The organism is Providencia sp. wls1922 (assembly GCF_009706505.1).
GTDB classification, from domain to species: domain Bacteria; phylum Pseudomonadota; class Gammaproteobacteria; order Enterobacterales; family Enterobacteriaceae; genus Providencia; species Providencia lanzhouensis.
Genome location: NZ_WLUG01000094.1, coordinates 91,818 through 116,635, shown reverse-complemented (window position 1 = coordinate 116,635; position 24,818 = coordinate 91,818). Strand labels below are relative to the sequence as shown.

At 42.1% G+C, this 24,818-nt stretch carries 18 protein-coding genes and 3 tRNA genes; 6 read left to right on the top strand and 15 right to left on the bottom strand.

Annotation, left to right across the window (positions count from 1 at the left end):
* From rlmM to GKR71_RS12700, 3 genes are all read right to left on the bottom strand, one after another.
* A partial coding sequence (gene rlmM / locus GKR71_RS12710; protein WP_154634364.1) for a 23S rRNA (cytidine(2498)-2'-O)-methyltransferase RlmM occupies window positions 1–896 on the bottom strand: 896 nt, incomplete at its 3' end.
* The gene (locus GKR71_RS12705; protein WP_036956331.1) at window positions 889–1,284 is read right to left on the bottom strand and encodes a DUF423 domain-containing protein; all 396 of its coding nucleotides are present in this window, start codon (window positions 1,282–1,284) and stop codon (window positions 889–891) included. The genes GKR71_RS12705 and rlmM, both read right to left, overlap by 8 nt.
* 27 nt (window positions 1,285–1,311) lie before the next feature.
* Window positions 1,312–2,253: a transcriptional regulator GcvA gene (locus tag GKR71_RS12700; protein ID WP_036956330.1), complete on the bottom strand. Its 942-nt coding sequence runs from the start codon at window positions 2,251–2,253 to the stop codon at window positions 1,312–1,314.
* Window positions 2,254–2,904: 651 nt separating this feature from the next.
* On the opposite strand from GKR71_RS12700, the gene csdA reads away from it, so the two are divergent.
* Window positions 2,905–4,110, top strand: coding sequence for a cysteine desulfurase CsdA (gene csdA, locus GKR71_RS12695; RefSeq protein ID WP_154599805.1), 1,206 nt, complete (start codon window positions 2,905–2,907; stop codon window positions 4,108–4,110).
* Between the two features lie 11 nt (window positions 4,111–4,121).
* Complete coding sequence (csdE, locus tag GKR71_RS12690) at window positions 4,122–4,583, top strand: cysteine desulfurase sulfur acceptor subunit CsdE (protein WP_108478490.1); 462 nt, start codon at window positions 4,122–4,124, stop codon at window positions 4,581–4,583.
* A gap of 33 nt (window positions 4,584–4,616) precedes the next feature.
* Here the strand turns inward: csdE and tcdA are convergent, their stop codons facing one another.
* Together tcdA and mltA are read right to left on the bottom strand one after the other, a co-directional pair.
* Window positions 4,617–5,429, bottom strand: a complete 813-nt coding sequence (tcdA, locus tag GKR71_RS12685) for a tRNA cyclic N6-threonylcarbamoyladenosine(37) synthase TcdA (protein ID WP_154599804.1) — start codon at window positions 5,427–5,429, stop codon at window positions 4,617–4,619.
* Between the two features lie 52 nt (window positions 5,430–5,481).
* Window positions 5,482–6,573: a murein transglycosylase A gene (gene mltA / locus GKR71_RS12680; RefSeq protein WP_036956326.1), complete on the bottom strand. Its 1,092-nt coding sequence runs from the start codon at window positions 6,571–6,573 to the stop codon at window positions 5,482–5,484.
* Between the two features lie 227 nt (window positions 6,574–6,800).
* On the opposite strand from mltA, the gene GKR71_RS12675 reads away from it, so the two are divergent.
* The 3 genes from GKR71_RS12675 to GKR71_RS12665 all read left to right on the top strand — a co-directional run bounded on the left by GKR71_RS12675 (window position 6,801) and on the right by GKR71_RS12665 (window position 7,145).
* Window positions 6,801–6,877, top strand: a tRNA-Met gene (locus tag GKR71_RS12675).
* Window positions 6,878–6,964: 87 nt separating this feature from the next.
* Window positions 6,965–7,041, top strand: a tRNA-Met gene (locus GKR71_RS12670).
* A 27-nt stretch (window positions 7,042–7,068) separates the two neighbouring features.
* Window positions 7,069–7,145 (top strand) — tRNA-Met (locus tag GKR71_RS12665).
* 157 nt (window positions 7,146–7,302) lie between these two features.
* Here the strand turns inward: GKR71_RS12665 and amiC are convergent.
* Complete coding sequence (gene amiC / locus GKR71_RS12660) at window positions 7,303–8,553, bottom strand: N-acetylmuramoyl-L-alanine amidase AmiC (RefSeq protein ID WP_154634363.1); 1,251 nt, start codon at window positions 8,551–8,553, stop codon at window positions 7,303–7,305.
* Between the two features lie 393 nt (window positions 8,554–8,946).
* On the opposite strand from amiC, the gene argA reads away from it, so the two are divergent.
* Entirely contained in the window at window positions 8,947–10,287 is a 1,341-nt protein-coding gene (gene argA / locus GKR71_RS12655; RefSeq protein WP_154634362.1) for an amino-acid N-acetyltransferase, read from the top strand.
* Between the two features lie 115 nt (window positions 10,288–10,402).
* Here the strand turns inward: argA and GKR71_RS12650 are convergent, their stop codons facing one another.
* Genes GKR71_RS12650 through GKR71_RS12610 form a run of 9 tightly spaced genes read right to left on the bottom strand, consistent with a single transcriptional unit; the run spans window position 10,403 to window position 24,718 of the window.
* Window positions 10,403–10,978 (bottom strand): hypothetical protein, encoded by a 576-nt coding sequence (locus GKR71_RS12650; RefSeq protein WP_036956323.1) that lies wholly within the window; start codon window positions 10,976–10,978, stop codon window positions 10,403–10,405.
* A gap of 24 nt (window positions 10,979–11,002) precedes the next feature.
* Entirely contained in the window at window positions 11,003–12,913 is a 1,911-nt protein-coding gene (gene recD / locus GKR71_RS12645) for an exodeoxyribonuclease V subunit alpha (RefSeq protein ID WP_154609940.1), read from the bottom strand.
* Entirely contained in the window at window positions 12,913–16,524 is a 3,612-nt protein-coding gene (recB, locus tag GKR71_RS12640; RefSeq protein WP_230085074.1) for an exodeoxyribonuclease V subunit beta, read from the bottom strand. The genes recD and recB overlap by 1 nt, the downstream gene beginning before the upstream one ends.
* Window positions 16,521–19,415 carry a pitrilysin gene (ptrA, locus tag GKR71_RS12635; RefSeq protein WP_154634361.1) on the bottom strand — a complete coding sequence of 965 codons (2,895 nt, stop codon included), beginning with the start codon at window positions 19,413–19,415 and terminating at the stop codon, window positions 16,521–16,523. The genes recB and ptrA overlap by 4 nt, the downstream gene beginning before the upstream one ends.
* Before the next feature lie 16 nt (window positions 19,416–19,431).
* On the bottom strand, window positions 19,432–22,806 hold the full coding sequence (recC, locus tag GKR71_RS12630; RefSeq protein ID WP_154634360.1) for an exodeoxyribonuclease V subunit gamma: 3,375 nt from the start codon (window positions 22,804–22,806) through the stop codon (window positions 19,432–19,434).
* Window positions 22,784–23,152, bottom strand: a complete 369-nt coding sequence (locus tag GKR71_RS12625) for a type II secretion system protein (protein WP_036956318.1) — start codon at window positions 23,150–23,152, stop codon at window positions 22,784–22,786. The genes recC and GKR71_RS12625 overlap by 23 nt, the downstream gene beginning before the upstream one ends.
* Window positions 23,149–23,592, bottom strand: coding sequence for a DUF2509 family protein (locus tag GKR71_RS12620; protein ID WP_108478484.1), 444 nt, complete (start codon window positions 23,590–23,592; stop codon window positions 23,149–23,151). Before GKR71_RS12620 ends, GKR71_RS12625 begins: the two co-directional genes overlap by 4 nt.
* Window positions 23,589–24,203 (bottom strand): prepilin peptidase-dependent protein, encoded by a 615-nt coding sequence (locus tag GKR71_RS12615; RefSeq protein WP_108478483.1) that lies wholly within the window; start codon window positions 24,201–24,203, stop codon window positions 23,589–23,591. Before GKR71_RS12615 ends, GKR71_RS12620 begins: the two co-directional genes overlap by 4 nt.
* The gene (locus GKR71_RS12610; RefSeq protein ID WP_154599799.1) at window positions 24,197–24,718 is read right to left on the bottom strand and encodes a prepilin-type N-terminal cleavage/methylation domain-containing protein; all 522 of its coding nucleotides are present in this window, start codon (window positions 24,716–24,718) and stop codon (window positions 24,197–24,199) included. The genes GKR71_RS12615 and GKR71_RS12610 overlap by 7 nt, the downstream gene beginning before the upstream one ends.
* Between the last annotated feature and the right edge of the window lie 100 nt (window positions 24,719–24,818).

Genomic DNA, 24,818 nt, shown 5'->3' with positions numbered 1-24,818 from the left:
CACCAGCCTTCTTGCAGCCACTGAGTCATTAATGCAGCAACCTTGGCAGGTTTTTCCACCATATCACATACGAGCCACGTGATATTTTGAGAGGTTGGCTTAAATTTAAAACCATCTTCACGGTGATGTCGAACTTGTCCTGTATCCATCAGGCTTTCCGCCATTGGACCATTATCTACCGCTTCCACCATCATGCTGCGTTTGACGAGCTGGTAAGTCCATCCCCCAGGGCATGCGCCTAAATCCACCGCTTTCATGCCACTCGCAAGGCGCTCATCCCACTCTTCATAAGGAATAAACACATGGAAAGCCTCTTCCAGCTTTAACGTCGAACGGCTTGGTGCATCCGATGGGAACTTCAAGCGCGGGATCCCCATATAGAAATTCGAGCTATTATTCGAATAAGAATAACCAGTATAGCAGCACCCCGGCGCAATAAAGAACACGTGGACGACTGGGCGTTTAAAGTTCTCTTGCGCCAATAAAACTTTCTCTTGGCGTAACGCATTACGCAGAGGTACCGTAAATTTACGGCAGAATTTCATTAATTCTTTTGATTCATTGGTATCCGCAACTTCAACACGCAGATCCCCCGCTCTCTCAACCTGTTGGCTAAGCGCGTTCACAATCGGTGTAACTCTATCTTCTGGCGGTAAATCTTTTAATAAATCACCCACTACAAACATTTGGCGAGCAAAAATCAATTCACGAAATGGAAGCGTGCGCGCAAGGATGTCTGCATCCTCAGATTGATAACATTCGAAAATAACATAACCGCTATTTTCTTTAACGCGGGCAAAACCGTAAATTTCGCGTTGCCCTGCTTTATCTGTAATTTCTGCTGCGCACTCTTTTTCAAAGCCCGGGCGGCAATATAATGCAATTTTATTACTCATTGCGTGACGCCGATTTCCTTAGACGCATAGCGCCAATAACAACTAAAAGCCAGCCAACGAGGAAGCAAACGCCACCTATTGGCGTAAAATAAGAGAAGTATTTTACCTGCAATAAGGCCATACAATAAAGGCTACCGCTAAAAAGAAGTATGCCTACGGAGAAAAATACGCCCGCCCAATAGAACCACAAAATGACTTTACGCAGTAATACCGCACCCAGCACCATTAATGCAACGGTATGAAACATTTGATAACGCAGCCCTGTTTCAATCCAAGCCATTTGATGAGCGCTCATAATTGGAGAAAGTGCATGAGAGCCAATGGCGCCAAATGCAACAATAAAAAATCCACTAATCCCTGCAAAAATTAACATCAAACGACTATTCACAATAGCACCTTCGTTTTAACTGTTTGATTATTGTATATGCGTCAAATCTTGGTCATTGGTAATAAAGCCAAGCTTTTCTTGCTCACTGGCTGCTTGTGCAAGGATCCATTGACGAAATGCCGCTATTTTCCCTAAATCGGCCTGACTCTCTTGGCAGACCAGATAGAATGCATTTTTACTGACTAATACTTCGCTAAACGGACACACCAATCTGCCAGCATCAATCTCATTCTTTGCCATCACATTGTTGGTTAATGCCACCCCTTGCCCATGAACTGCTGCTTGGATCACCATAGCGCTATGGCTAAAAATAGGTCCTTGCTGCACATTCACAATATTTTGCAAATCTAATTGCTTAACATAAGCTTGCCAATCACGGCGAGAAGAATCATGAAGCAACGTATGCTTCGCTAAATCTTCTGGGTTCTTCAGTTGATTCCCTCCGGTCATTAACGAAGGTGAACACACTGGCATTAAATATTCGGCGTAGAGTCTGTCCGTTCTTAAGCCAGTCCAGTTTCCTCTGCCATAAAAAATGGCAACATCCACATCATCCGCTAGTTTATCTTCTTCCCGATCAACTGCTTGAATACGTACATCAATACCTGGGAAAGCTTGGTTAAATCCAGAAAGCCGAGGAACCAACCATTGTATCGCGAAACTTGGCGATAAGCTTACAGTTAGTGCGCCTTTTGCACTTCTGGCTTGAAGCTTTCTCGTTGCTTCATTTAAAGACGAGAAAATTTCTTTAATATCAAGGTAATAACTTTGCCCCTCTTCCGTCAGCAGCAATGAACGATTTCGACGGCGAAATAGCTTTAATCCGAGGAAATCTTCTAAGCTTTTTATTTGATGACTGACAGCTGCCTGTGTCACAAATAATTCATCTGCCGCTTTAGTAAAACTTAAATGACGGGCGGCGGCATCAAACACTCTCAGAGCATTTAAAGGCGGTAATCTTTTAGACATAATCTCTTCGACTCAGCTTCGTTATACGCATTAGTTTTTCTCATCCGAAGCATTATAAATTGTCCCTTGAGGATACGCCAGTAAATACCTATAGTATGCGCACTTCCTAAGCCGGAACGAAAAGTTGCAGAGTTTAGTTACTTTGAAACTTTTGGCTTTGTGGTTGTGATGTTGTGTTTGCAAGTTGTCTGGTTAATCCAGGCTTTGTAGCGATTGCTACTGTTTTTTTCACTTCCTGTACATTTACCCTGTCTGTCCATAGTGATTTTTATAGTGCACCGCCTAAGCGCGGTGCTTTTTTTATTTTGGGCGCCATAAAATCCATTATGAAAGATAAAAAAACATTATCCCATCGGATTTCGAGTAAAAAAGCCCAAAAAACGCATCTTAAATTAAATTTAACCATTAGGTTAAAAAGCAAACCTTCATCGATTTAGTGCGTTAACTTTTTTCAGGCGCGCAATTATTCAAAAATTTGCGCAAAAATCTTCCTGTTAAGTGTAACAAATTATTTCTAATGATCGATAACTGAATAACATTTTTTATCTCCATCTACTTATTCGCTGTTTTCCGTTATTATCATAATCAACGCACATTCATAACCACAGCCACATTCACCTGTTGGATAGCTAACATCAAAGAATCAGCATAATGGATAACTTTAACGCCCCTCAATTTCGTCAGCAATTTCCAGCCATCGGCTCTGATATTGTTTTCCTTGATAGCGCCGCCACCGCCCTAAAACCGTTGGATATGATCAACGCCTCTGATGATTACTATCGCTTTTCTGGCAGTTCGGTCTATCGAGGGCAATCTCCTGAAGCATTAAAAATTACTCGCTTGTACGAACAAGGTCGCGTATTCACAGCAAAATTGATCCAAACACCGGACGAAAAATCCATTATCTGGACACGTGGCACTACTGAATCTATTAACTTGATTGCACAGAGTTATTTCCGTGAAAAACTCCAAGCAGGTGATGAAATTATTGTCAGTGAGACTGAGCATCACTCAAACTTGCTGCCTTGGCTGATGTTGGCACAACAGACAGGCGCAAAGATTGTTAAATGGACAGTGGCTCCTGACTTAACCTTAGATCTCAATACGCTGCAATCACTCTTGAACACCAAAAGCAAAATTGTTGCAGTAACGCAAATGTCTAACGTAACGGGCTACCAGCCGGACATTAACGCGATAACCACACTTGCCCATCAATTTGGTGCAAAAATCGTTGTTGATGGCGCTCAGGGCGTTGTGCACCACCCTCTTAACGTCATGGAAACCAATGTAGATTTCTACGCTTTTTCAGCGCACAAATTATATGGGCCTACAGGTTTAGGTATCTGCTATGGAAAACCCGAGCATTTAGCCAATATGAGCCCATGGCATGGCGGCGGTAAAATGTTGAATCATGTTGATTTTTCAGGCTTCACCCTCGCCCCAATTCCTCAGCGATTTGAAGCTGGAACACCGAATATCGCGGGTGTAATAGCCTTTTCAGCTGTGCTTGAGTGGCTTTCAACGCAAAACTTAACGCAAGCAGAAGCCTATACTTGTGCTCTGATAGACTATGCCTATGAGCAGCTTTCTCAGCTCGAAGGCGCGATTTTCTATCGAACTCAAAATTCACCGCTTTTATCTTTCAATTTCCACAATATTCACCATAGTGATTTAGGGCTTTTCTTGACCGAACAGAAAATTGCATTACGCTATGGACAACATTGTGCTCAACCATTGATGGATTCACTCAATATTAGCGGCTGTTTACGCATCTCAGCCATGCCATATAACAACAAGCAAGATATTGATAAATTTATTGATTCAGTGAAATTTGCACTTTCGATTTTAAATGATTAAAAGGTAATCTAATGACTTTGTCTCGACATGAACTGGCTTCTCATCCATTTGGCACAGAAATTGTCATTCACGAAATCGTTGAACAGTTTTCCAAACAAAAAGCGTGGGAAGATAAATATCGCTTACTCATTCAGCTCGCGAAAAAACTACCCTCTCTCACAGAAGAAGAAAAGCAGCAGACTCAGGAAGTTCAAGGGTGTGAAAACCGTGTATGGATTGGCGCTATTCTCAATGATGATGATACATTCCATTTTTATGGGGATAGCGAAGGTCGTGTAGTGAAAGGGTTATTTGCTATTTTGCTCGCCTGCGTTGAACAGAAAAATGCACAGCAAATTTTAGAGACTGATTTTGAAGATATTTTTAGTCAAACAGGTCTAACAGGGCAACTCAGTGAATCCCGCCAAAATGGGATCCACGCACTAATTACAGCAATCAAAAACATTGCGGGTGAAATGACCCCAGCAGAATGATTATCCCATTGAGGCTACATCGTAGCCTCAATTCTACTGTTTAACTTCTCTTTGTGCCTTTGCAACCATCTTTTTCAACGCATGGGACACCGCAATAAAGCCAAAACTGGCTGTTACCATCGTGACCGCACCAAATCCTGATGCACAATCCATACGTTTTGAACCATCTGCTGTGCTTTTTGCCGCGCATACTGTTCCATCACTTTGTGGATAGACCAACTGCTCCGTCGAAAACACACAATCGATTCCCAATTTACCTTTGCCATTTTTCACGATATTAAAGTCTGATTTCAGGCGTTCGCGTAATTTCGCTGCCAAAGGATCTTGAACTGTCTTTGCTAAATCCGCGACTTGAATTTGGGTTGGATCAATTTGACCACCTGCGCCCCCCGTCGTCACGATAGGAATTTTAAAACGTCGACAATACGCCAGCAGCGCCGCTTTTGGTCTTACACTGTCAATGGCATCAATAACGTAATCAAATCCCAAAGAGAGGTATTCAGCCACATTATCCACCGTAATGAAATCATCGATAACATTCACGGTACACTCAGGGTTGATTGCCAAAATGCGCTCTTTCATCACATCAACTTTAGGTAGCCCCACTGTTGATTTCAATGCATGAAGTTGGCGATTCGTATTTGTCACGCAGATATCATCCATATCTATCAAGGTGATAGCGCCAATTCCTGAACGCGCTAATGCTTCAGCAGCCCATACGCCGACGCCGCCCACGCCAATAACACACACATGTGAACGTGCAAAAAGATGAAGGGCTTGTTGCCCATATAAACGCCCGATTCCAGCGAATCGCTGCATCCACGCATCAGAAAGCTGAGCTAGCATAATCACAAACAACCTTAGTTAAAACGAAAACTTAATAAACAGTAAATAGGGGCTACATCGCACTAAAAACAGGTTGGCTTTTTTTCAGAACCCACACTCGACCATAGTGGTTATAAAAACCGGCCATTTTCCCTGCATCGTGCCCTGTTCCATGATAAATATCGAAATGGTGCCCTTTAATTGCGCCGCCCACATCGAGGGCTACCATCATACGCATTTCGTATCTACCCGTAAATTTCCCATTTCCATCTAACACAGGAACTTCGGCTAGCAATGCGGTTCCCGGTGGGATCAAGGTTTTATCCGATGCTACTGATGCTTTTGCCACTAATGGCACTGCACTTGCACCCCTTACAGGGACGAAAGATTGCGGTTTAAAGAAAACAAACGATGGATTACTTTCAAGTAATTCACGCACTTCTTGTTCACTGTGCGTGTTTGTCCAGTCGTGAATAGCCTGTAGGGACATTTTCTCTAAAGGCACTTCGCCTCTATCAACCAGCACCTTACCAATACTTTTATATGCATGACCATTTTTGCCTGCATAAGCGAAGAAATTCAGTGGGCTACCATCGCCAAAGTCCACGTAACCACTGCCTTGCACTTCCATCATAAAATTGTCGACAGGAGAATCGCTGTAAGCCAGGATCAGATTGTTACTGAGCGCGCCATTATATATTTGTGCACGGCTAGGTAAGCGCCCTTTGCTTTTTGACGGCATACCATACAATGGATGGCGGTAATTACCTTGCGGCGAGCGTCGAGCCTCAATCACAGGCGTGTAGTACCCCGTGAATTGGACGTTTCCGTAATTGTCCATCCCTTCCATTTGGAAAGCCGACAAATTGAAACGCGATAATTGAGCAGGATCGCCCCCTGCCATTAACCAGTTTTCTATTGCGTGGTAAGTTTCATTATTGTTGTTGAATAAGCGTGGTGATGCATTTTGAATTTCCGTCACTTGGCGATTAAAATCCGGCGCATTTATTGGTCGTCCTTGCACGTTAACTTGATTAACTTGTTGCAAGTCACTGTGCAATTTACCGTCTTTATATTGTTGCCCTTTATCTGTTGGATGAGATTGACACCCTGCCAATAAAGAAAAGAAGACGCCCGCGATTAACCCTTTCTGCCATGAATTCATCTTTATACCACCTAACACATATCCAATATGAAGCGCACAATAGCAAACCCAAATTGAGAATGAAACGGGTATAAATATTTAGTGGGGTTATTTTTGGGTTAGAAACCTTTAAAGAACAAAAAAACTACATTTTGTGCGATTTTTAAACGCCACTTGATGAAAAATGAAAAAAAAACACGAAAAAACTTGCATCAGATCTCATCCCGAGTATAGTGCCCGCTATCGGACGCGGGGTGGAGCAGCATGGTAGCTCGTCGGGCTCATAACCCGAAGGTCGTTGGTTCAAATCCAGCCCCCGCAACCAATTTCTTGATTTAGTCAAACTTGATTCAGTCAAAGTAAGTTCAGCAGTAAAATCAAAGTAGTATCCCAAAGTAGTGAAATATTCAGGCGCGGGATGGAGCAGCATGGTAGCTCGTCGGGCTCATAACCCGAAGGTCGTTGGTTCAAATCCAGCTCCCGCAACCAATTCCTGATATATTTAACCTCTTCAGTCGCGGGGTGGAGCAGCTTGGTAGCTCGTCGGGCTCATAACCCGAAGGTCGTTGGTTCAAATCCAGCCCCCGCAACCAATTCTTTTTTCTCTTCTTATTTATTCTTTTCTTTGTCTTTCTTAGTCATATCAAAACCCAAACAGATTTTTAATCACTTAATTTCTTGTTTTCAGCCAATAAAAAAGGCGACTCACATTACTGTTTGCCACCTTCTTCGACACGAAAAATATCACGATTAATTACGGATAGCTAACTCGCCTCCATTACGGAAATAAGCTTTGATCCCTTCAAAAATCGACTCAGCCATTTGCTGTTGGAACTTAGCGGTTTTGAGTTTACGCTCTTCTTCTAAGTTACTGATAAAGGCTGTTTCCACCAAAATAGATGGAATTTCGGGGGCTTTTAATACCGCGAAGCCAGCTTGGTCCACTTTGTTTTTGTGTAGCCGGTTAACGCGCCCCATACGTTTTAAAACTTCATCCCCAAACTTTAAGCTGTCATTAATCGTTGCAGTTTGCACCAGATCTAACATGGTATGGTCGAGATACGCATCGCCGCTTTTACTCACCCCACCAATTAAGTCAGCTTCGTTCTGCGTTTGAGCGAGGTAACGCGCCGTGTTACTGGTTGCCCCTTTCGTGGAGAGTGCGAAGACCGATGAACCATTCGCTGAACGGTTGGTAAAGGTATCCGCATGAATAGAAACAAACAAATCAGCCTGCATTTTTCTCGCTTTCGCCACGCGGACTTTTAATGGAATAAAGACATCCTCATTACGCGTCATATATGCCCGCATTTTCGGATCTTTATCAATCAGCGTTTTCAAGCGACGGGCGATTTGTAAAACCACATCTTTTTCACGGGTCTTATACTTACCAATCGCACCGGGGTCTTCCCCTCCATGCCCTGGGTCAATCATAATAACAATCGGCCTATCGGTACCCGCTTTCCCTGGTTTTTTCGCCTGTACTGGCATGCTCTCTTCTAAATCACCTTTGTTGTAATCTTCAAGGAGCGCCAATAATGGGTCATCGTTGGTTTCAACGCCTTTACCCGGATAGAAATCCATAACTAAACGGTGTTTAAATTCAGCGACTGGCGGTAGGGTAAAGAATCGAGGAGATACTTTGTTTTTAACTTCAAAAACCAAACGTACCGTTTTAGGATCAAACTGCCCGACTCTCACTAATTTTAAGTAAGGGTCTCGAGACTGAATTTGGCTTCCCATATTCTTAAGAACGTTATTTAATTGAACGCCCTCTAAATCAACAACAATACGCTCAGGATTGTTTAAAACAAACTGGCGATACTTTAAAGGAATGCTGGATTCTAGAGTAATACGGGTATAACTCGAGGCTGGCCAAATACGAACAGCAACAACGCTACTACTGGCAGCAAAACCGAATGGGCTGACACTTAATAGCATAACTGCCGCCGCACCTTGCAATAGGCGACGTTTTGATGGGCTGTGATCTTGATGACTCATCAATAATTCCGAATCTATATCCTGAAAAGTTTAATAATATCTAAGACAAGAGATAATATATTAGCGACTAATTCGCACTCTATCTAGTTCTTCATCCTTTGTCATTACCAATCTATTCTATTTATATCCCAGCACGCATCTATTCAATGCAATATAAACACCATACTTGCGTAATTTAAATAGTTAATGATGCTCAATTGCCGAATAACATTTATTGGCAATAATCTGATATGCAGATTGCATTGTTGTGATTATATCCATTTATATTTAGAGATATGTAAACCTTAAAAATAAATTTGTTACTTTTATTGTCCTAACTTTTACTTGATATTTCCCGCCAAAAAGAATAAAAATACAGTTATTGCGAATAAAAATTCAGTTAAGAGGGTGATTATGAAAGAGCGCAGCACCGAGTTGGTTGATGAATTTCGCCATTCGGTACCTTATATAAATGCCCACCGTGGCAAGACATTTATCATCATGCTTGGCGGTGAAGCAATTGCGCATGGAAATTTTCCTAGTATTGTCAATGATATAGGGCTACTTCATAGCCTTGGCATTCGTATTGTCGTTGTTTATGGCGCTCGACCTCAAATCGAAGACATCCTTGCTGAGCATAATTATGACGCCATTTATCATAAACATACCCGTGTCACTGATGCGAATACCCTTGAATATGTTAAGCAAGCTTCTGGAGCATTGCAGCTTGATATTACGGCTCGTTTATCAATGAGTTTAGGCAATACGCCATTACAAGGAGCACACATTAACGTTGTGAGTGGTAATTTTGTGATTGCACAGCCTTTAGGTGTCGATGATGGGATTGATTATTGCCATAGCGGTCGTATTCGTCGCATCAACGAAGATGCTATCAATGCTCAACTCGATAATGGATCTATCGTGTTAATTGGCCCTGTGGCAGTTTCTGTAACCGGTGAAAGCTTTAACCTCACCTCGGAAGAGATTGCAACTCAGCTTGCCGTTAAAATCAAGGCCGAAAAACTGATTGGTTTCTGCTCATCTCAAGGGGTGGCTGATAAGGACGGTAATATTCTGTCTGAGCTATTCCCAAATGAGGCAGAAACACGGATCCAAGAATTAGAATCTGAAGGAGATTATTACTCTGGAACAGTTCGCTTCTTGCGTGGCGCAGCTTCTGCCTGCCGCCGAGGTGTACGCCGTAGCCACCTACTTAGCTATCAAGAAAATGGTTCGTTGATCCAAGAACTCTTCTCCCGTGATGGTATCGGTACGCAGATAGTCATGGAAAGCTCAGAAAAGACTCGCCGTGCGAATATCAATGATATTGGTGGAATTTTAGAGCTAATCAGACCTCTTGAGCAGCAAGGTATTCTGGTTAGACGCTCACGGGAACAACTCGAAATGGAAATCGATAAGTTCACGATTATTGAGCGCGATAATTTGGTGATCGCCTGCGCTGCACTTTACCCATATCCCGAAGAAAAACTTGGGGAGATGGCTTGCGTGGCAGTACACCCTGATTATCGTAGCTCATCTCGGGGCGAAGAACTGCTACAACGCGTTATGACGCAAGCTAAGCAACTAGAGCTGGATAAACTGTTTGTCTTAACCACTCGGAGCATTCATTGGTTCCAAGAACGTGGTTTTATTCCTGCAGAAATTGAGATGCTTCCAGTCAAAAAGCAGGCACTTTATAACTATCAGCGTAAATCAAAAATTTTAATGCTGGATATTAAAAGCCAAGCCGCTTGAAATCTTACAGAAAGTTGGCAAACAGAGTAGTTCGCCATAATCTCTAACTCGCGTCCATAAACCCAGATATTCAAGTAATACTCTGGGTTTTTCTTTAATGTGACCTAATATTAAGTTAAGCGATTTGCACGACTCGGCATTTTTCGCACAGTGGATTTTGCTCTAACAGTGGACGTAAAATCGCTTCCATTTCAGCAAAAGAGGTACCGTAAAAATAGAATGCGGTTTCTGTTGGACCATCCCAAACACCATGGATCCCACCGATATCTTCGACCGCTTCATCAAGCTGATCAAAAAGATCGTTAATATCATTATTTTCATAGACTTCATCAGCTAAATCTGTGCCATTGAAATAAATCGCCAGCCCTTCATCCGCACCAAAGTCGATTTGAACGTCTTCACCATGAATAGTTAAGCGAGAGCCTTTAGGGGCTAACATCGCCGAAAACATTTGAATAATCAGGCTGATGTTTTCATCACTTGCATCACTTAGTGCCAATTCAATATCACACTCAGCAACTTCGCCATTTTCACCTAATTGGGTGCCACCACCACTGACTTGGATTTGCCCCTCTTTGCCTAATTTCTCCATGGCTTGATCAAATGCATCTTCCAAATCTGCACGGCGAGCAGGATCAATTTTGGCATTCAATGTTACTGTCACGGCGGTCATTTGTTGCTGATTTTCCATATTGGTACCTTAAATGTCTGGGAATTAATTTAACTGCTCAAACTGTAGCGCTAAGCCACTACGGCGTTTAGTGGGGGTTTCTATCGCACGACGTAACACTTTTTTACTGCCATACAATGAAAGTTCGTTCTTAGCTCGTGTCATCGCGGTATAGACGAGCTCTCGGGTAATCACCGGCGAATATACATAAGGTAAAACCAAGGCGGTATGAGCAAACTCTGAACCTTGAGATTTATGTACTGTCATCACGTAAGCCGTTTCATGTGCTGGCAGTCGATTTGGTTGGATCCCACGAATAGTGCCATCAGGAAATTGGAAGTAGGCTCTCATCTGGCGCTCTTCATCTAACAGGATAATACCAATATCACCATTAAAGAGACCTAGTGCACTATCATTGCGGCTGATCATAATCGGTCTTCCAACATAGTGCTTATGCTTCAAGTTATATGGTTTTGTAATTAACCCTTGGCGATGAAGTAATTTTTCAAGTTTGTCATTTAGACCTGAAACCCCGTAAGCTCCTTCCCTTAATGCTGCAAGTAGACGGTATTGATTAAATTTATGTAAGACATCAGCAGGTTTTTCCCTCGCTTTAACGGCTAATAAATAGTGCTGATAAAACCCGACCGCATCTAGTAACATATTGGCGTAACTTTCGCTCATTTTGGCTTCGGCATCGCTTTCATTATCTGGCATGGCACTAGGGATATAGTTATGAATATCCGTGAAATTCTGAGCAAGAATATCATCCACCTGCTTCACATTTCCGGTATTGACGGCGAAAGCTAGCTGACCAATTCCTGAATCGGCAGAGAAACGATAACTGTGTCTTAATAGACATAAGCTATCACGGATAGCAGGCCCTTTATTTGAGGTGAATTCACTTAATGAGCATCCAGCCAATCGCTCCAGCTGAGCTGCTCGTTCAGGACTATAGCCTTTATTCGCGAAACGGCAGATATCCCCTAAAACAGCCCCCGCTTCAACAGAAGCGAGCTGATCTTTATCGCCTAAAAATATCAGTTTGACAGAGTCAGGCAGTGCTTCAATAAGCTTGCCCATCATCGGCAAATCCACCATTGAAGCTTCATCAACAATTAAGATATCAAGTGCAAGCGGGTTATCTCGATGATAACGAAACTGCTGGCTTTCAGGTTGAGCACCCAATAGTCGATGTAATGTTTTGGCTTGAGAGGGGAGTAATTCACGCTCATCGTCATTTAACGGTAGCTGTTTCATCGCATACCCTAATGACTCGGTTAAACGGGCGGCTGCTTTACCTGTTGGAGCGGCTAATTCAATACGTAAGCGATGCTGCTGCTGATGGCCTAACTTAATCAGCGCCGCTAAAATTTTCGCTACCGTTGTTGTTTTACCTGTTCCTGGCCCCCCTGAAATGACTGAAACTCGACTCGTTAACGCAACGGCGGCGGCAATTTTCTGCCAATCTATCTGCGTTGATTCAGGGAATAGCGCCGTTAAAATTGGCTGAACTTTAGCATTATTAACAATATTATCATTACTAACATTAGCTAATTCAGTCTCTGAAAAGAAGTGAGCTACGCACTGCTCGTATTGCCACATACGCTGGAAATAAAGAAAATCGCCTGATAGCAGTAATGGAGCAACAGACTCTTCCCCGACTTCACTCACGGATTCGCTCGATAATAACGCCGCTCTGATAGTGGCTTGATTTGGTTCCCCAATCATGTGCCACAATTGAGTTGTAAATTCAGGGTGTCTCCCCATAAATAACACGTCAGGACGAATATCATCCAGCGCTAGGCAGACATGCCCAGACATAGTTTCTGCACTAAGCAGCGCAGCCACTAACAATAAAATCGGGTTATCTTCATTTGCAACGTTATAAGCGAATTGCACATCAAGAGGTGTGAATATACGCACTTCAATAGCTTGATTAAACAACGCTTTCATCATTGTGGCTCCTTAGATTGAGCATCATGAAATAGCGCATCAAACTCACTGATAAATTCAATTGTTGGTCGATAGAAAAAGACACCATTTTGAGAATCTATGCGTTCCGTACCCCGTAAAAAAAGATAATAAACGCCACCAAAATGAGTTTCATAATCGTAATTTGGCATCCTCTGCTGTAAAAAACGGTGTAATGCCAGCGAATAGAGCTGATATTGCAAATCATATCGATGGTCAATCATTGCTTCAGCCATCGCCTCTTGAGTGTAATAAGAGGCATCTTCGCCTAAATAGTTAGACTTATAATCCAATAAGTAAAACCGCCCTTTCCAACAGAAGGTTAAGTCTATAAAGCCTTTTAAAATACCTTGTACCTGCTCAAAATTAAGCGGAGGACAATGTTTTGACAGAGGATCATACTTGTGAGTAACGCGATCAACATCTTTTGCACTGAGCAAGCTATCAATCGGTAAATAGAACTGCATTTCATCCAATCTATCTTGAGCTGAAATAGCCGACAAACAGAGCCCATCATCGGCTAACGGTACATTCAAAATGGCATTCAACCAGCCTTGTAACATAGGAACCCATTGAGTATCAAAGCCTGCTACTTGCAGTTTTTCTTCTAGCCATTCGGAAGAAATGTCACCTGAAAAATCAATTTCTTCCATTAAGCTATGTAAAAATGTACCGGGTGCAGCACCTTTAGGAAACTGGTGGGGGGTCAGTTGATTTTCTTGTATTTCTTGTGCCTCGACATCATGACTAACTTCAATATCCATCTTAGGGGCTAATGAGTTAGCAAATTGCTCAGCCGATAAAGCTTGCTCTTCTTCTCCATGGGATGCGCTATAACTCAAACCCGAATAGCTTGTTACACGCCAGCTATCATCAAAGTGTCGAGAAACCACTCTCGCAGATAACTCATCGCTGGTCTCTTTGGTTAAATTCAGCCTTACCATTTCAGGGGAGTTTATCAGTTGCACATCAATCACATCATTACTGAGTGCATCGAGCATGCTGCTGAGCAAAACACTGTCACCTTCTTGCCCTTTTTGCAGCAAATATCCCAGCGCGGATAGGTGCAAATCTGTATTACCTGCTTTTTTACGGTTACCTTTGATAAGCGGCGCGACTCCGACACTACAGTGATAAATAGCGCGAGTGAGTGCCACATACAATAAACGTAAATCCTCGGCTAAGCGCTCTTCGTCCGCTAATTCGACATACTCTTCTGTATCATCAAGATCGAGTTTCGCTATGTAATCATCACGGTCGTGAAACAGACCTTTTGATTGAGGTAGGAAGTTACTGACAAACGGTAACCAAACAATTTTATATTCCAACCCCTTGGATTTATGAATGGTGCTGATTTGTACTAAATGCCTATCACTTTCAAGACGCATTTGTTGTGCATCTGATTGATGGTCAGGATGGGCAATCTGCTGCGCTAACCAACGGGTTAGTGTGTGCTCACCTTCAAGCTGGAGAGACATCTCTTGCAGTAATTCCCCAATATGCATGAGATCCATCAAACGGCGTTCACCTTCAGAACCCGATAGCAAGGTTTCAGCAATATGTCTTTGAGACATAATCCCACGTAACATGGGAAGAACACCGCGTTTACGCCAAATTACAGCATAGTGAGCAAACTCATCAACGACATTTTCCCAGGCTTTTTCATCGTAATTTAGGCTATCAATATCTTCTGCCGTTAAACCCAATAATCCCGTCGCTAAGGCACTGCGCAATACCCGTTCTTTTTCTGGTGTTAATACGGCCAATAATAGCCAGAGAATTTCTTTAGCTTCTTGGGTCGCAAATACACTTTCTCGATTTGATTGGAACACCGATGGGATATTAAGTTGATTTAGTGCATCACGGATCAATATCGCCTCACGACGGCTGCGAACTAATACGGTAATATCCGAGGCTTCTACAGGAATTTGCTGCTGTTTGTTTTCAAAGTAGGTTGAACCTTGCAGACCACCAGCAAGATATTGTCCTATTTGCGCCGCACATTGCTGTGCCAGGGCTTGTTCATATTCCGAAACAGAGACCGCTTCAGCATGCTGCTGCCAGAAAGTAAGCGCTTTCACTTCTTTCCCATCATGGATAAGTTTTTTGTGGCTATTATGAGCCGCAAAATTAACGCTTTGAAATGGAATTTGTTCAAAAATAAATGGGTTTTCAGCGTGATGGAAAACCTGATTTACAGCTTCAACCATACGCTGAGATGAGCGATAGTTTGTTTCCAACGTATAGTGAGCACTAACTTGCTTTTTCGCCGCAATATACGTGAAGATATCCGCACCACGGAATGCATAAATGGCTTGTTTCGGGTCTCCAATAAACAGCAATGCAGTGTTATCAGTTTCCCGATAAATACGCTGAAAAATACGATATTGCTGCGGGTCAGTATCTTGAAACTCATCAATCATCGCAACAGGGAAACGCCTAGCAATTGCTTCGGCAAGTAATGCTCCACCATCTTGATGCAGCGCTCTATCTAGACGAGTCAGTAGATCATCAAAACCTAACTCACCGCGTGTTTGCTTCTCATGAGCAATAGTCTGGCGTACTTCACTAATCGCTTGAGGAATAATCAAATCTTTAATCGTCAGCGCTTGGGCAAGCAACTCATCAACTAACCTAAAGACTACATGAGAAGGCCCTGAACCACTTTTGGATTTTTCATCTAATCGAGATTGCGCAAAGCGCTCTAAGATATCTTTTGGCAGTTGATAATCATCGGTGCTTTTCTCTGCCCATTCGGTTATTTTTTCTAACCATGTAGGTAAATAACGTATGCTGTAGCTGCGTTTGTCTACATCAGAATCAGAAATTAGCTTTTCAAAATCAGCAGAATTTTTTGTCCATAAATCTTTTAAATTCTGAATTAAACCAATCAAACGTTGATGACGTTCTTCAAGAGTTTCAGGTAATTCCGGCTGATTGATAATAACGGGAATATCCCCTTGCAAGAACGGCTTAATCTCGTTCAAGAGTGCTTCAGGTCCATTCCACTCGGCATGAACCACTTTGGTCATCGAATAATCCAGAGGATAAAAATGACGACGCCAAAAATCCGCACATGCTTGTTTCTGGATAGGAAACTCATCTTGGATCATGGTTTGTTCAAACAAAATGCCTGATTCAAACGCATTGTGCGCTAACATTCGTTGGCAAAAACCATGAATGGTGTAAATAGCGGCTTCATCCATTTGGCGCTCAGCGGCTAATAGCCAATTCGCCGCAAAAGCGCGTTGCTCTTCACTCGGTAACTCCGTTAATAGTGTGAGATATTCTGGTTCCGATTCGAATCCCAAGCCATTACGTAAACACGCCAAACGCATCTTATGGATGCGCTCACGAATACGCCCGCGTAATTCATTGGTCGCCGCCTCAGTAAAGGTCACAACCAGAATCTCTTCAACACTTAAAGGTCGAGGGAATGCATTTTCATTCCCTAAACCTAATAATAGACGCAGATAGAGGATCCCTATCGTATAGGTTTTACCTGTACCAGCCGATGCCTCAATTAACCGCTGTCCACGTAACGGGAGTTTATAGGCATCTAACAATTGGGAACTCATCTGCACCTTATTCACTCAACATTTTCCTTGATAGGTAACATTTTCTGAAGATCTGAAGCTTGTGGGTACAATACCCAGTTTTTCAGTTTTGCATACCCTGATGTCTCATCAACACCCTGACCAATAACTTGAGATGCCATCGCTAAACCTTGGTGTTTTAAAACCGCATTTTCATAATATGCAATCACTTCAGCTTGAGTGGCAGTCTCTAATCTCGATAACACTTTATCTCGGGAGTCAAAACTGAAAATATTACGAGAAAAATCGGAACCATAGCGCCCAACCTCTTCATAGAATGTTTGTGGCGGCTGTTTCATTTCCGTAATAATCGATTGTTTATATTGTTCAAATTCAGCAGAAGGTAATTTTTTCAGCTTATCCAAAGTGACTTTATAGAAATCTTGATAGCGAGTATTGAGATAATCTGGTGTTTTGGCATTACTTTGCAGCAAGAAGCCAATACCCCACTGATCACCAAGCCCCACCTTGAAAGCAAATACGGCATAACCTAGTTGCTCATTGGTCCGTAATTGGTCGTAAAACCATGGCTGAACAATTTTAGATAAAATACCAGACAGAACCGCACCATCGATACAGTCATAACCATCAGGAATAAATAACTCGGCCAATGCGTTATCGCTGCTATTACCTTGCTTATGGAAATCGGCTAGATAGGTTTTATTCACCACAACGATGTCACCACTCCACCAATTTTTACCTTTGCTCTTTAACAGCTTACTGACATCTTGGATAGTTTGAACACTTTGCTGCTGAGTAATGTTACCCACAACTAATGCTTGTAAGGCGGCACCTTCAACGACGGAATTACGGTAGTCCGTAATATCTTTCAAAGTGATCGTGTCTAAAGCAGCTAACCGTTGCTCCTGTTCAAAATACGGAACACTGTTAAGGCGCTGCAATGGCTGCATGGCTAGCTCGTATGCTTTCGCATTGTTTGCCACTTCGATTTGTTCTTTGTACCAAGATTTTGCCTGAATCAACTCTCTTTCTGTTGGCTCAAAACTTAAATACACCTTGGTCATGGATAAAAATAGCTCCGATAAATGCTGAGTATAGCCGCTCGCATTTAACTGTAATCCAACCCCTTGAGAGACAGAGACCGACATCCCAGCAACGGAGGCTTGATACTGTAATTCATCCATTTTTAACGATGAAATATATTGCAGTAAAGAACCTACCACTTGAGATTTTGCTGTTTCATCTTGATCGTTATAACGCAGGTCTAACGTAATACTTGCCTTCGGCTCATCAGCAAAATACTGACTTGGCATATACAGCACACGTATATTCCCTTCCTGATAAACCATTTCAGGATGTTTATACGCTTTATCCGTTTTAATCAGGGATAAGTTATCGGGAATATAAGGGTTTAATTTTGGTAATTTAAAAGTCATTTTTGACTCTAAACCAGCCCATTCCGTGAACTGCTTTTCACTGATTTTATCAACTTGATAAGGCGCATCGACAAAGTAAGCTTTTTTATTACTCGGTTCGTTCGGGCTAATAAACCAAATACGTGCATTTTGCGCAGTCAGTTCAGAAAGTCTCTGTTTTATCGCCGTAGGATTATATTTGTCTGCAACATAATCAGAATCTAGAACGTGATTAACAGGCATAGTGATCATTTGGTCAGAAAGCCATTCGATATAGTTCATGTCTCTGACAATAGAGCCATAACGAAATGATAAATTAAGCACTTTCGCTATTTCATCAAAATAATCTTGGTTAACCCCTTGGTTTTTAATCAAATCAATATAAGCAAAAATAGCCGCGATAACTTGATCTCGTTCCGCTAACCCTTTATCCGTTAATGTGACATAGATAGAGAATGAACCATAATTACGATCTGCATTTGGCGAGGCAGATGCGCTGATACCTTCTGCTAATCCTTGGGAAATAAGCCAATCAGATAACGTTCCCGGACTACGATTTCCAATTAAGTAGCCGATGTATTCATCACTCTTGCTACGAAAATCGGCCATATTGTTTTTGATACTAAATTCGATTTGCAATGCTTTTTGTGGCTGAGAGGGAACATAGTGGATCACAATCCCCTTTTCTTTATCCGTCACTGCGGGGATCGTAACCTCTGGTACTGAAGCATTAAAATTAGGAATACGGCCAAAGGTTTCATTGGCAATTTTCGCTAATTGTTCAATAGATTGGTCGCCATACAACACGCCATTCATCAAGTTTGCTGAGTAATAACGTTTGTAGAAACTCACTAACTCATCTTGGAGCTTGCTATTGGGCTTGTCCTTCAACGTTTCCAGATTTCCACCTGCAAAGCGAGAGTTTGGATGGGCAGGATTTAGCGTTTCGGAACGAATTTGCCAAATACGCATACCATCACGCGCACGAGCCATGGTGAGTTCAGCATTGACAGCATTACGTTCTTTATCTGCATTCACGGGGTCAAGTAACGGCTCAGCGAGTGCATCCGCTAGTCTATCCGTAGCAGCCTCAAGAGCTCCATTTTCAACTTCAAAATAGTAGGCGGTACGATGTGGTGCAGTGCTAGCATTATGGCTTCCGCCGTGTTTTTGTAAAAACTCAGAGAAGCTACTTGGCTCAGGGTATTTTTTAGAGCCCATTAACACCATGTGTTCTAAGTAGTGAGCGAGCCCTAACTGACTGTTCGGGTTTTCAATACTCCCGACGGGTAATGAAACTGCCGCTAACGATTTAGTCGCTTTAGGGTCTGAAACCAGTAAAACCGTCATATCGTTGTTGAGTTTGATTGCTTTATATTCTCGCGGATCACTGACGCTTTTATTAATAGTCTCTGGCATAACTTGCCAAAGCGGCTGCGCAGCAATAGCACTACCTATAAATAGTAGTGATAACAAGAATAAATGAGCGATATGTTTCGATAATCGTAACATTCTTAGATGCTCTCCCTTATTTTAAGTACTCTGCCATCGGCAGTAAGAAGCGCCGAGTATTACTCAGCAGCGATTCAATCAACGAACTATTTATGCTTCTGCAAGCTCTCAATACATAATCATCTTCCATTTCACCCACTTTCATTTGGCTTCCTTGTAGGCTTTGCAGTAGCGCCGATAACGCCTTTTGCTGCACATCTTCTGACGTAAAGTCATATTCCTTTGTTTTTTTATCAAAACACGCCGAAATCCAATTCCAACCACTCTGATTTAACAGTATTAGCGGCGTATTCATTCCTTCACAATACCCTTCAATAAGCGTATTCAAGTGTACTTTTGCACGCTCTGAGGATATGGCAGAAAAATGCCAAACACTGTTTTCTCGCCCTAATGCGATGCTTTCACCTTCACGAATAAAAGCATTAAAAAACAAATGTTCTATCCATAATTGCACACCATCATTAACAGTAAGATAAGCAGGTCGATAACGCAATATTCCTGACTCGTGAACATTTCGCAATAAGCCTGTAATTTTGATCTCATGTATTTCACACTCAATCGGATAATCGACACGTCGATCGCCGTACTCTTTCACTTTTTCAGCTAATGGAGCAATATCATTTAATTGTTTCTCCCAAAATAGCTGACCAAATTGTTTTGCAGGTAATTGCCCCGAGGCTCTTAGTGCATGATAAAGAGGATTTGGATCTTCATCTTTGACTAACAAATCTAACACTTGGTCATTAATTTTATAGCGTTGCAATCCACCTAATACGAAAGGCTCTTCTTCTGGAAGTTCAGTCTCTTCAATCGAGAAATGAACCTTCAAACGCTGCTGGAAAAACCCACGGATAGGGTGACGGTAAAAACGTAAAATTTGTTCTAACGATAACTCTGTAATAGGTTCACGTTGTTTTAATATTGACGTAAACGACTTAGCCGCTTGCTCTGCACTTTTTGCAGCGGGCAACCATTCTTGCGCGAAGCTTTGATAAAGAGAGCCAGAGGCAAAATTCTCTTTCGCAAATGGCACTCGATTATGTTCAATAATCAAATGCTGTTTTAGCCGCTGTGCACTTTCATCGATATTCAACGATTGGTCGCCATCTAAGCAGAAACTCTGACAGATATACTCCAATAATTCAGTGACTAATACCGATGGATTGCACTCTTGGTTATCTCGAATAGAACGTCCGATATAGCTAATATAAAGCCGTTTTGTCGCTGAATTTAATGCTTCTAAGAATAGGTATCTGTCATCATCACGACGCTTTCTATCGCCTCGCTGGATTTTTTCTGCCATTAAATCGAAACCGAGTGGTGGCACATTACGTGGGTATGCACCATCGTTCATACCCAGTAAACAAACCACTTTAAATGGTACAGAACGCATTGGCATTAACGTACAAAAATTGACTGCACCGGCGAGGAAACGCTGGCTAATTTTTTCATCATCAAAACAAACCGATAACTCGTCGCGAATTAAACGTAATGGAATGGCTTCTTGGTAGTTGGCGGTCAACGCATTTTCAATAATTTTATGCCACTGTGTCGTGAGTAATGCTAAGACAACTTCAGTTTCACTATCGACTTTAAAGCAGCTATCGATTAACTGCTGGCAGATTTCTTTCCACTCATCGAGCATGCGTTCTTGCTCTAAGTGTGTTCGCCATTCTCTAAGTGTATCAACGAGTAATGCTAATTTCCCAGCCAGCTGAGCTGCGAGACCACTACATTCATCGTATGGCAGCACACCATTCCATGGGCCATTACGGCTATCCATCGCATAGCCAAGCAACATTCGGCTTAAACCAAATTGCCATGTATTTTGCCCAATAACCGGTAGCGATAGTGCTTTGACATTATCATCATCCAGCCCCCAGCGAATTCCGGATTCATTGACCCATCTCCTTAACAAACTCAGTTCACTCTCATCAATATCGAAACGAGCAGCAAACGCTGAAACCTCTAATAGCGTCAGTACTTGCTCCGTTGAAAATCGGCTTTGAGGTAAATCCAATAACATAATAAATGCTTGTAAGATTGGGTGTGCTTGGAGCGCTTTTCTGTCCGAAATGGAGAATGGAATATAGTGTGATGAGCTGGTGTTACCGAACACCGCCTGAATATATGGCGCATAACTGTCGATGTCAGCAACCATGACAATCACATCGCGGGGCGTTAATGTAGGATCTTCTTCAAATAGGGCCAATAAACGATCCTGTAAAACTTCAACTTCACGCTGAGCACTATGGCATGAATGAAATGTCACGGATTGATCACACTGAGGAAGTGAGCGCTTCTGCGAGCTACTTTCATACTCATCTAAAGTCACGCCTAGCTGAGCGTGATTTTCAAGGTCGAGAATATCTTGCTGCAAATTTTCGAGAAGGTTATTTCGCCCATTATCAACAAAGGCCGACACTTCATTGGCGGCCTCTATTTGGGAAATAAAAAATAAATTATCGCGCCCAAGCTTGCCCCACGATGCTAACAGTGGGTTTGCTAAATTCTGCTCACCTTCCGCGTTGAATAAATTGGCTGCATGCTCATCAATTTTAAAGCGGGAAATTTCGTGCTTATCCAAATAGTGGCGCAATTTCCGTTGTTGTAATCGCGCTAAAAAGGCACTGCTTTGAATATCTCCCCAGTAATAACGGCACGGGTTGGTAAACATTAAGTGGATATCTGAGTGTTCAGCAATCGCGTTGAGTGCTTGCAAATACACTGGTGGTAAGGATGAAATACCGCAAATAAATAAGCGTGACGGTAAATTTTTAGCTAACTCTGGTGATGCTTTGAGCTTATCAATAAAACTCTGATACAAGTTTGCTCGATGCCAAGGCGATTGACCAAGCTGCTCTGTATATTCCACCAAACATAACCATAATCTTTTTTGCCACAATTGATTTTCACTGAGCCCGTCAATCAATTCATTACGTTGCCACAGCGCAATCCATTCAGGTCTATAGACCAAATATTGGTCAAATAAATCGGCAATACGCCCTGATAGTTGATGTAATTTACGCTTGTCTGAATCGTCTTGTAGATAGTGACGTAGAGGCTCAAATTCAGTTTCATTAATAACATTTGGCAAAATCGTCATTAACTTCCACGTCATCGCTTGTTTAGTATAGGCGCTCTCTTTGGGGATATCGGGAAGCACTCGACGGAACATATCCCAGATAAACGTAGCGGGTAATGGGTAGTTAATATTGGCGGCTATTCCGAAACGCTTAGCAAGCTCTATTTGTAGCCATTGGGACATACCTGGGCTTTGTACTAATACAATTTCTTGCTCAAAAGGATGAGTGAGAGGGTCATTCTCCATTAAGTGTGCAATTAGCTCTTTGAGCAGATCTAATTGGTTAGAATGATAAACCTGAAACATGACTCTCTCCTTTTGCGCACTGCCAGCGACTTATCGAATACAGTTTCCCGCCCACGAACAAGGACACCTTAGATTCACTACAGCCCCCAAGGCTTACAGAATGCACGATTTTTATCTGTTCTCTCTGGGGCTGATACCCTATTTCCAATGGAACTTTATCATTAAAAGAGCGTTTGCCTTCTAATGTTCCATGTAGAGATCGAATTGCCTGTGAACCTTGATATATTTGATTAAAATTCAAAGCGATATATTGGCTGTAGTTTAGCAGAGCTATCAGCAAGATAGCAAAAATAACCACCGCAATCATCGACTCTACCAGTGCAAATCCTTGCTGTGAATTCTTCATTGGCAAAATCCTTTAATTGCCACTGGGCAGTAATCTATCCAGCCATTTTCACGGGCTTGTAGACGCCCTTCATTCCATATTGGTACAACCCATCGATATATCGTTAGCGATTGATTTTTCGAAAATTCCCCCTTACCCGATAAAATGAATTGATTATTTTTATAATGCTTAAGACAGCTAACCCACCCATGATTTGTTTCTCTCTGACACACCCAAGGACTCACCTTTTCAGCTTTCAATTTCCAATGTTGAGCGAGCCCCCATGACAATGCTGATTCTGCTAAATTAAATGATTGGTAATATTTTTCTTCGCGGATTAATTCATGGCTAGCTCGAGCTTGGTAGTAATGTAATGCCTTTAAGAGTATGAGCCCAACACTCATTAAAACCATTACCATGATTAAAGCAATGTTGCCTTGCTGCGCATTTTTTTCCCTCATGGCACATTCCTTAGCAGTACAGAGGAATGATAATCAAACGTTTTATTAGGCAATAACATGCTTTCCACCGTCATAGATATTCCTAAAATTTTCGTGCTTGGCTGCCACTCAAAAGTCAGCTGATTCACTTTTACCATATTAGGATCAAACAACGACTGCCAGCGGGTACCATCGCAGTTTGTCACATTACGGTTAGACTCGAGCTTATTGTTGTTGAGTCTAAATCCAAAAAAATCAGAATGTAATGAACGGCCTTGTCCTATAACCCATTGCCCAGATAAATCCTGATCATAGGCAAAAATAATGCAAGAATTGGCCTGACGACTTAAGAACTTAGTGCTTATGGTTATTGCCTTTCCTTCACAATGAGGCTTGGAAGGTGACTGGCTGCAATGACCTATTCGACGAAAATCTTTTTCCATATTAATCAACACCTGCCGGACCTCCCTATCCAGTTGATATTGAAAAAAAGCCTGAAATAGTTGCTTAAATAACATAGGGATCGTATTCATCGCTGCAATGCAGACCAAACAGCCAATTAGCATCGCAATCAGTGTTTCTAGCAAAGAAAAACCCTTTTCTGTTTTATGCTTTTTAATGTCATTCAACATTTAGGAACACCTGCCAACGTTTGCTGGCTGCAACTGCGTACCCGACCTGAAGATGAAATAATCACGGATATTTGGTCACTTTCATTACTGAGTTCAATTCGAAAAGGGCTACTTGTTCCTTGCCTACCGTAAAAATGAATTAATTCTCTAGACGCATATTTAAGCTCAATGCTTTCAAATTTATCGCTTTTAAATTGGCTGATTTCTTGCGCAGTCTCTGCATCGATAACAACTAAACGCCACTCTTTTGATGTGAAACTTACCGTCATAATACGGTGCTGATTTAAATAGATGCCTTCCATTAGGTTACTGTAGATAAATTCGGCAGTTTGCCTCGCAGCATCAATAAGCTGTAGCCGCTTCACTTGCTGTTGCCATTGATAAAACGCAGGTAGAGCCACTATTGAGCAAAGAAACAGTACAACCAGAATTTCAATTAAAGTGAATCCCAGCTCATCAACATTGCTTTTTAGCCACTTTACTTTTCCCTGTAGCAAACTCGCCTGCTCTGCCATTTCTTTATCCCTGTCACTCGCTCTTTATAAATAAATTTGGAAGAAAATTTCACATGGCTACAGCCTACATTTTCTCTTCTTCAAAACGCTTCCCAAAAAA

Excerpts from the sequence above, each read along its gene's own strand:
- GKR71_RS12700 (WP_036956330.1), bottom strand. The coding sequence starts at position 2,253 with ATGTCTAAAAGATTACCGCCTTTAAATGCTCTGAGAGTGTTTGATGCC.
- argA (WP_154634362.1), top strand. The coding sequence starts at position 8,947 with ATGAAAGAGCGCAGCACCGAGTTGGTTGATGAATTTCGCCATTCGGTA.
- recC (WP_154634360.1), bottom strand. The coding sequence starts at position 22,806 with ATGTTTCAGGTTTATCATTCTAACCAATTAGATCTGCTCAAAGAGCTA.
- csdA (WP_154599805.1), top strand. The coding sequence starts at position 2,905 with ATGGATAACTTTAACGCCCCTCAATTTCGTCAGCAATTTCCAGCCATC.
- csdE (WP_108478490.1), top strand. The coding sequence starts at position 4,122 with ATGACTTTGTCTCGACATGAACTGGCTTCTCATCCATTTGGCACAGAA.
- tcdA (WP_154599804.1), bottom strand. The coding sequence starts at position 5,429 with ATGCTAGCTCAGCTTTCTGATGCGTGGATGCAGCGATTCGCTGGAATC.
- recD (WP_154609940.1), bottom strand. The coding sequence starts at position 12,913 with ATGAAAGCGTTGTTTAATCAAGCTATTGAAGTGCGTATATTCACACCT.
- amiC (WP_154634363.1), bottom strand. The coding sequence starts at position 8,553 with ATGAGTCATCAAGATCACAGCCCATCAAAACGTCGCCTATTGCAAGGT.
- mltA (WP_036956326.1), bottom strand. The coding sequence starts at position 6,573 with ATGAATTCATGGCAGAAAGGGTTAATCGCGGGCGTCTTCTTTTCTTTA.
- GKR71_RS12615 (WP_108478483.1), bottom strand. The coding sequence starts at position 24,203 with ATGTTGAATGACATTAAAAAGCATAAAACAGAAAAGGGTTTTTCTTTG.
- GKR71_RS12650 (WP_036956323.1), bottom strand. The coding sequence starts at position 10,978 with ATGGAAAATCAGCAACAAATGACCGCCGTGACAGTAACATTGAATGCC.
- GKR71_RS12610 (WP_154599799.1), bottom strand. The coding sequence starts at position 24,718 with ATGGCAGAGCAGGCGAGTTTGCTACAGGGAAAAGTAAAGTGGCTAAAA.
- ptrA (WP_154634361.1), bottom strand. The coding sequence starts at position 19,415 with ATGTTACGATTATCGAAACATATCGCTCATTTATTCTTGTTATCACTA.
- GKR71_RS12625 (WP_036956318.1), bottom strand. The coding sequence starts at position 23,152 with ATGAAGAATTCACAGCAAGGATTTGCACTGGTAGAGTCGATGATTGCG.
- GKR71_RS12620 (WP_108478484.1), bottom strand. The coding sequence starts at position 23,592 with ATGAGGGAAAAAAATGCGCAGCAAGGCAACATTGCTTTAATCATGGTA.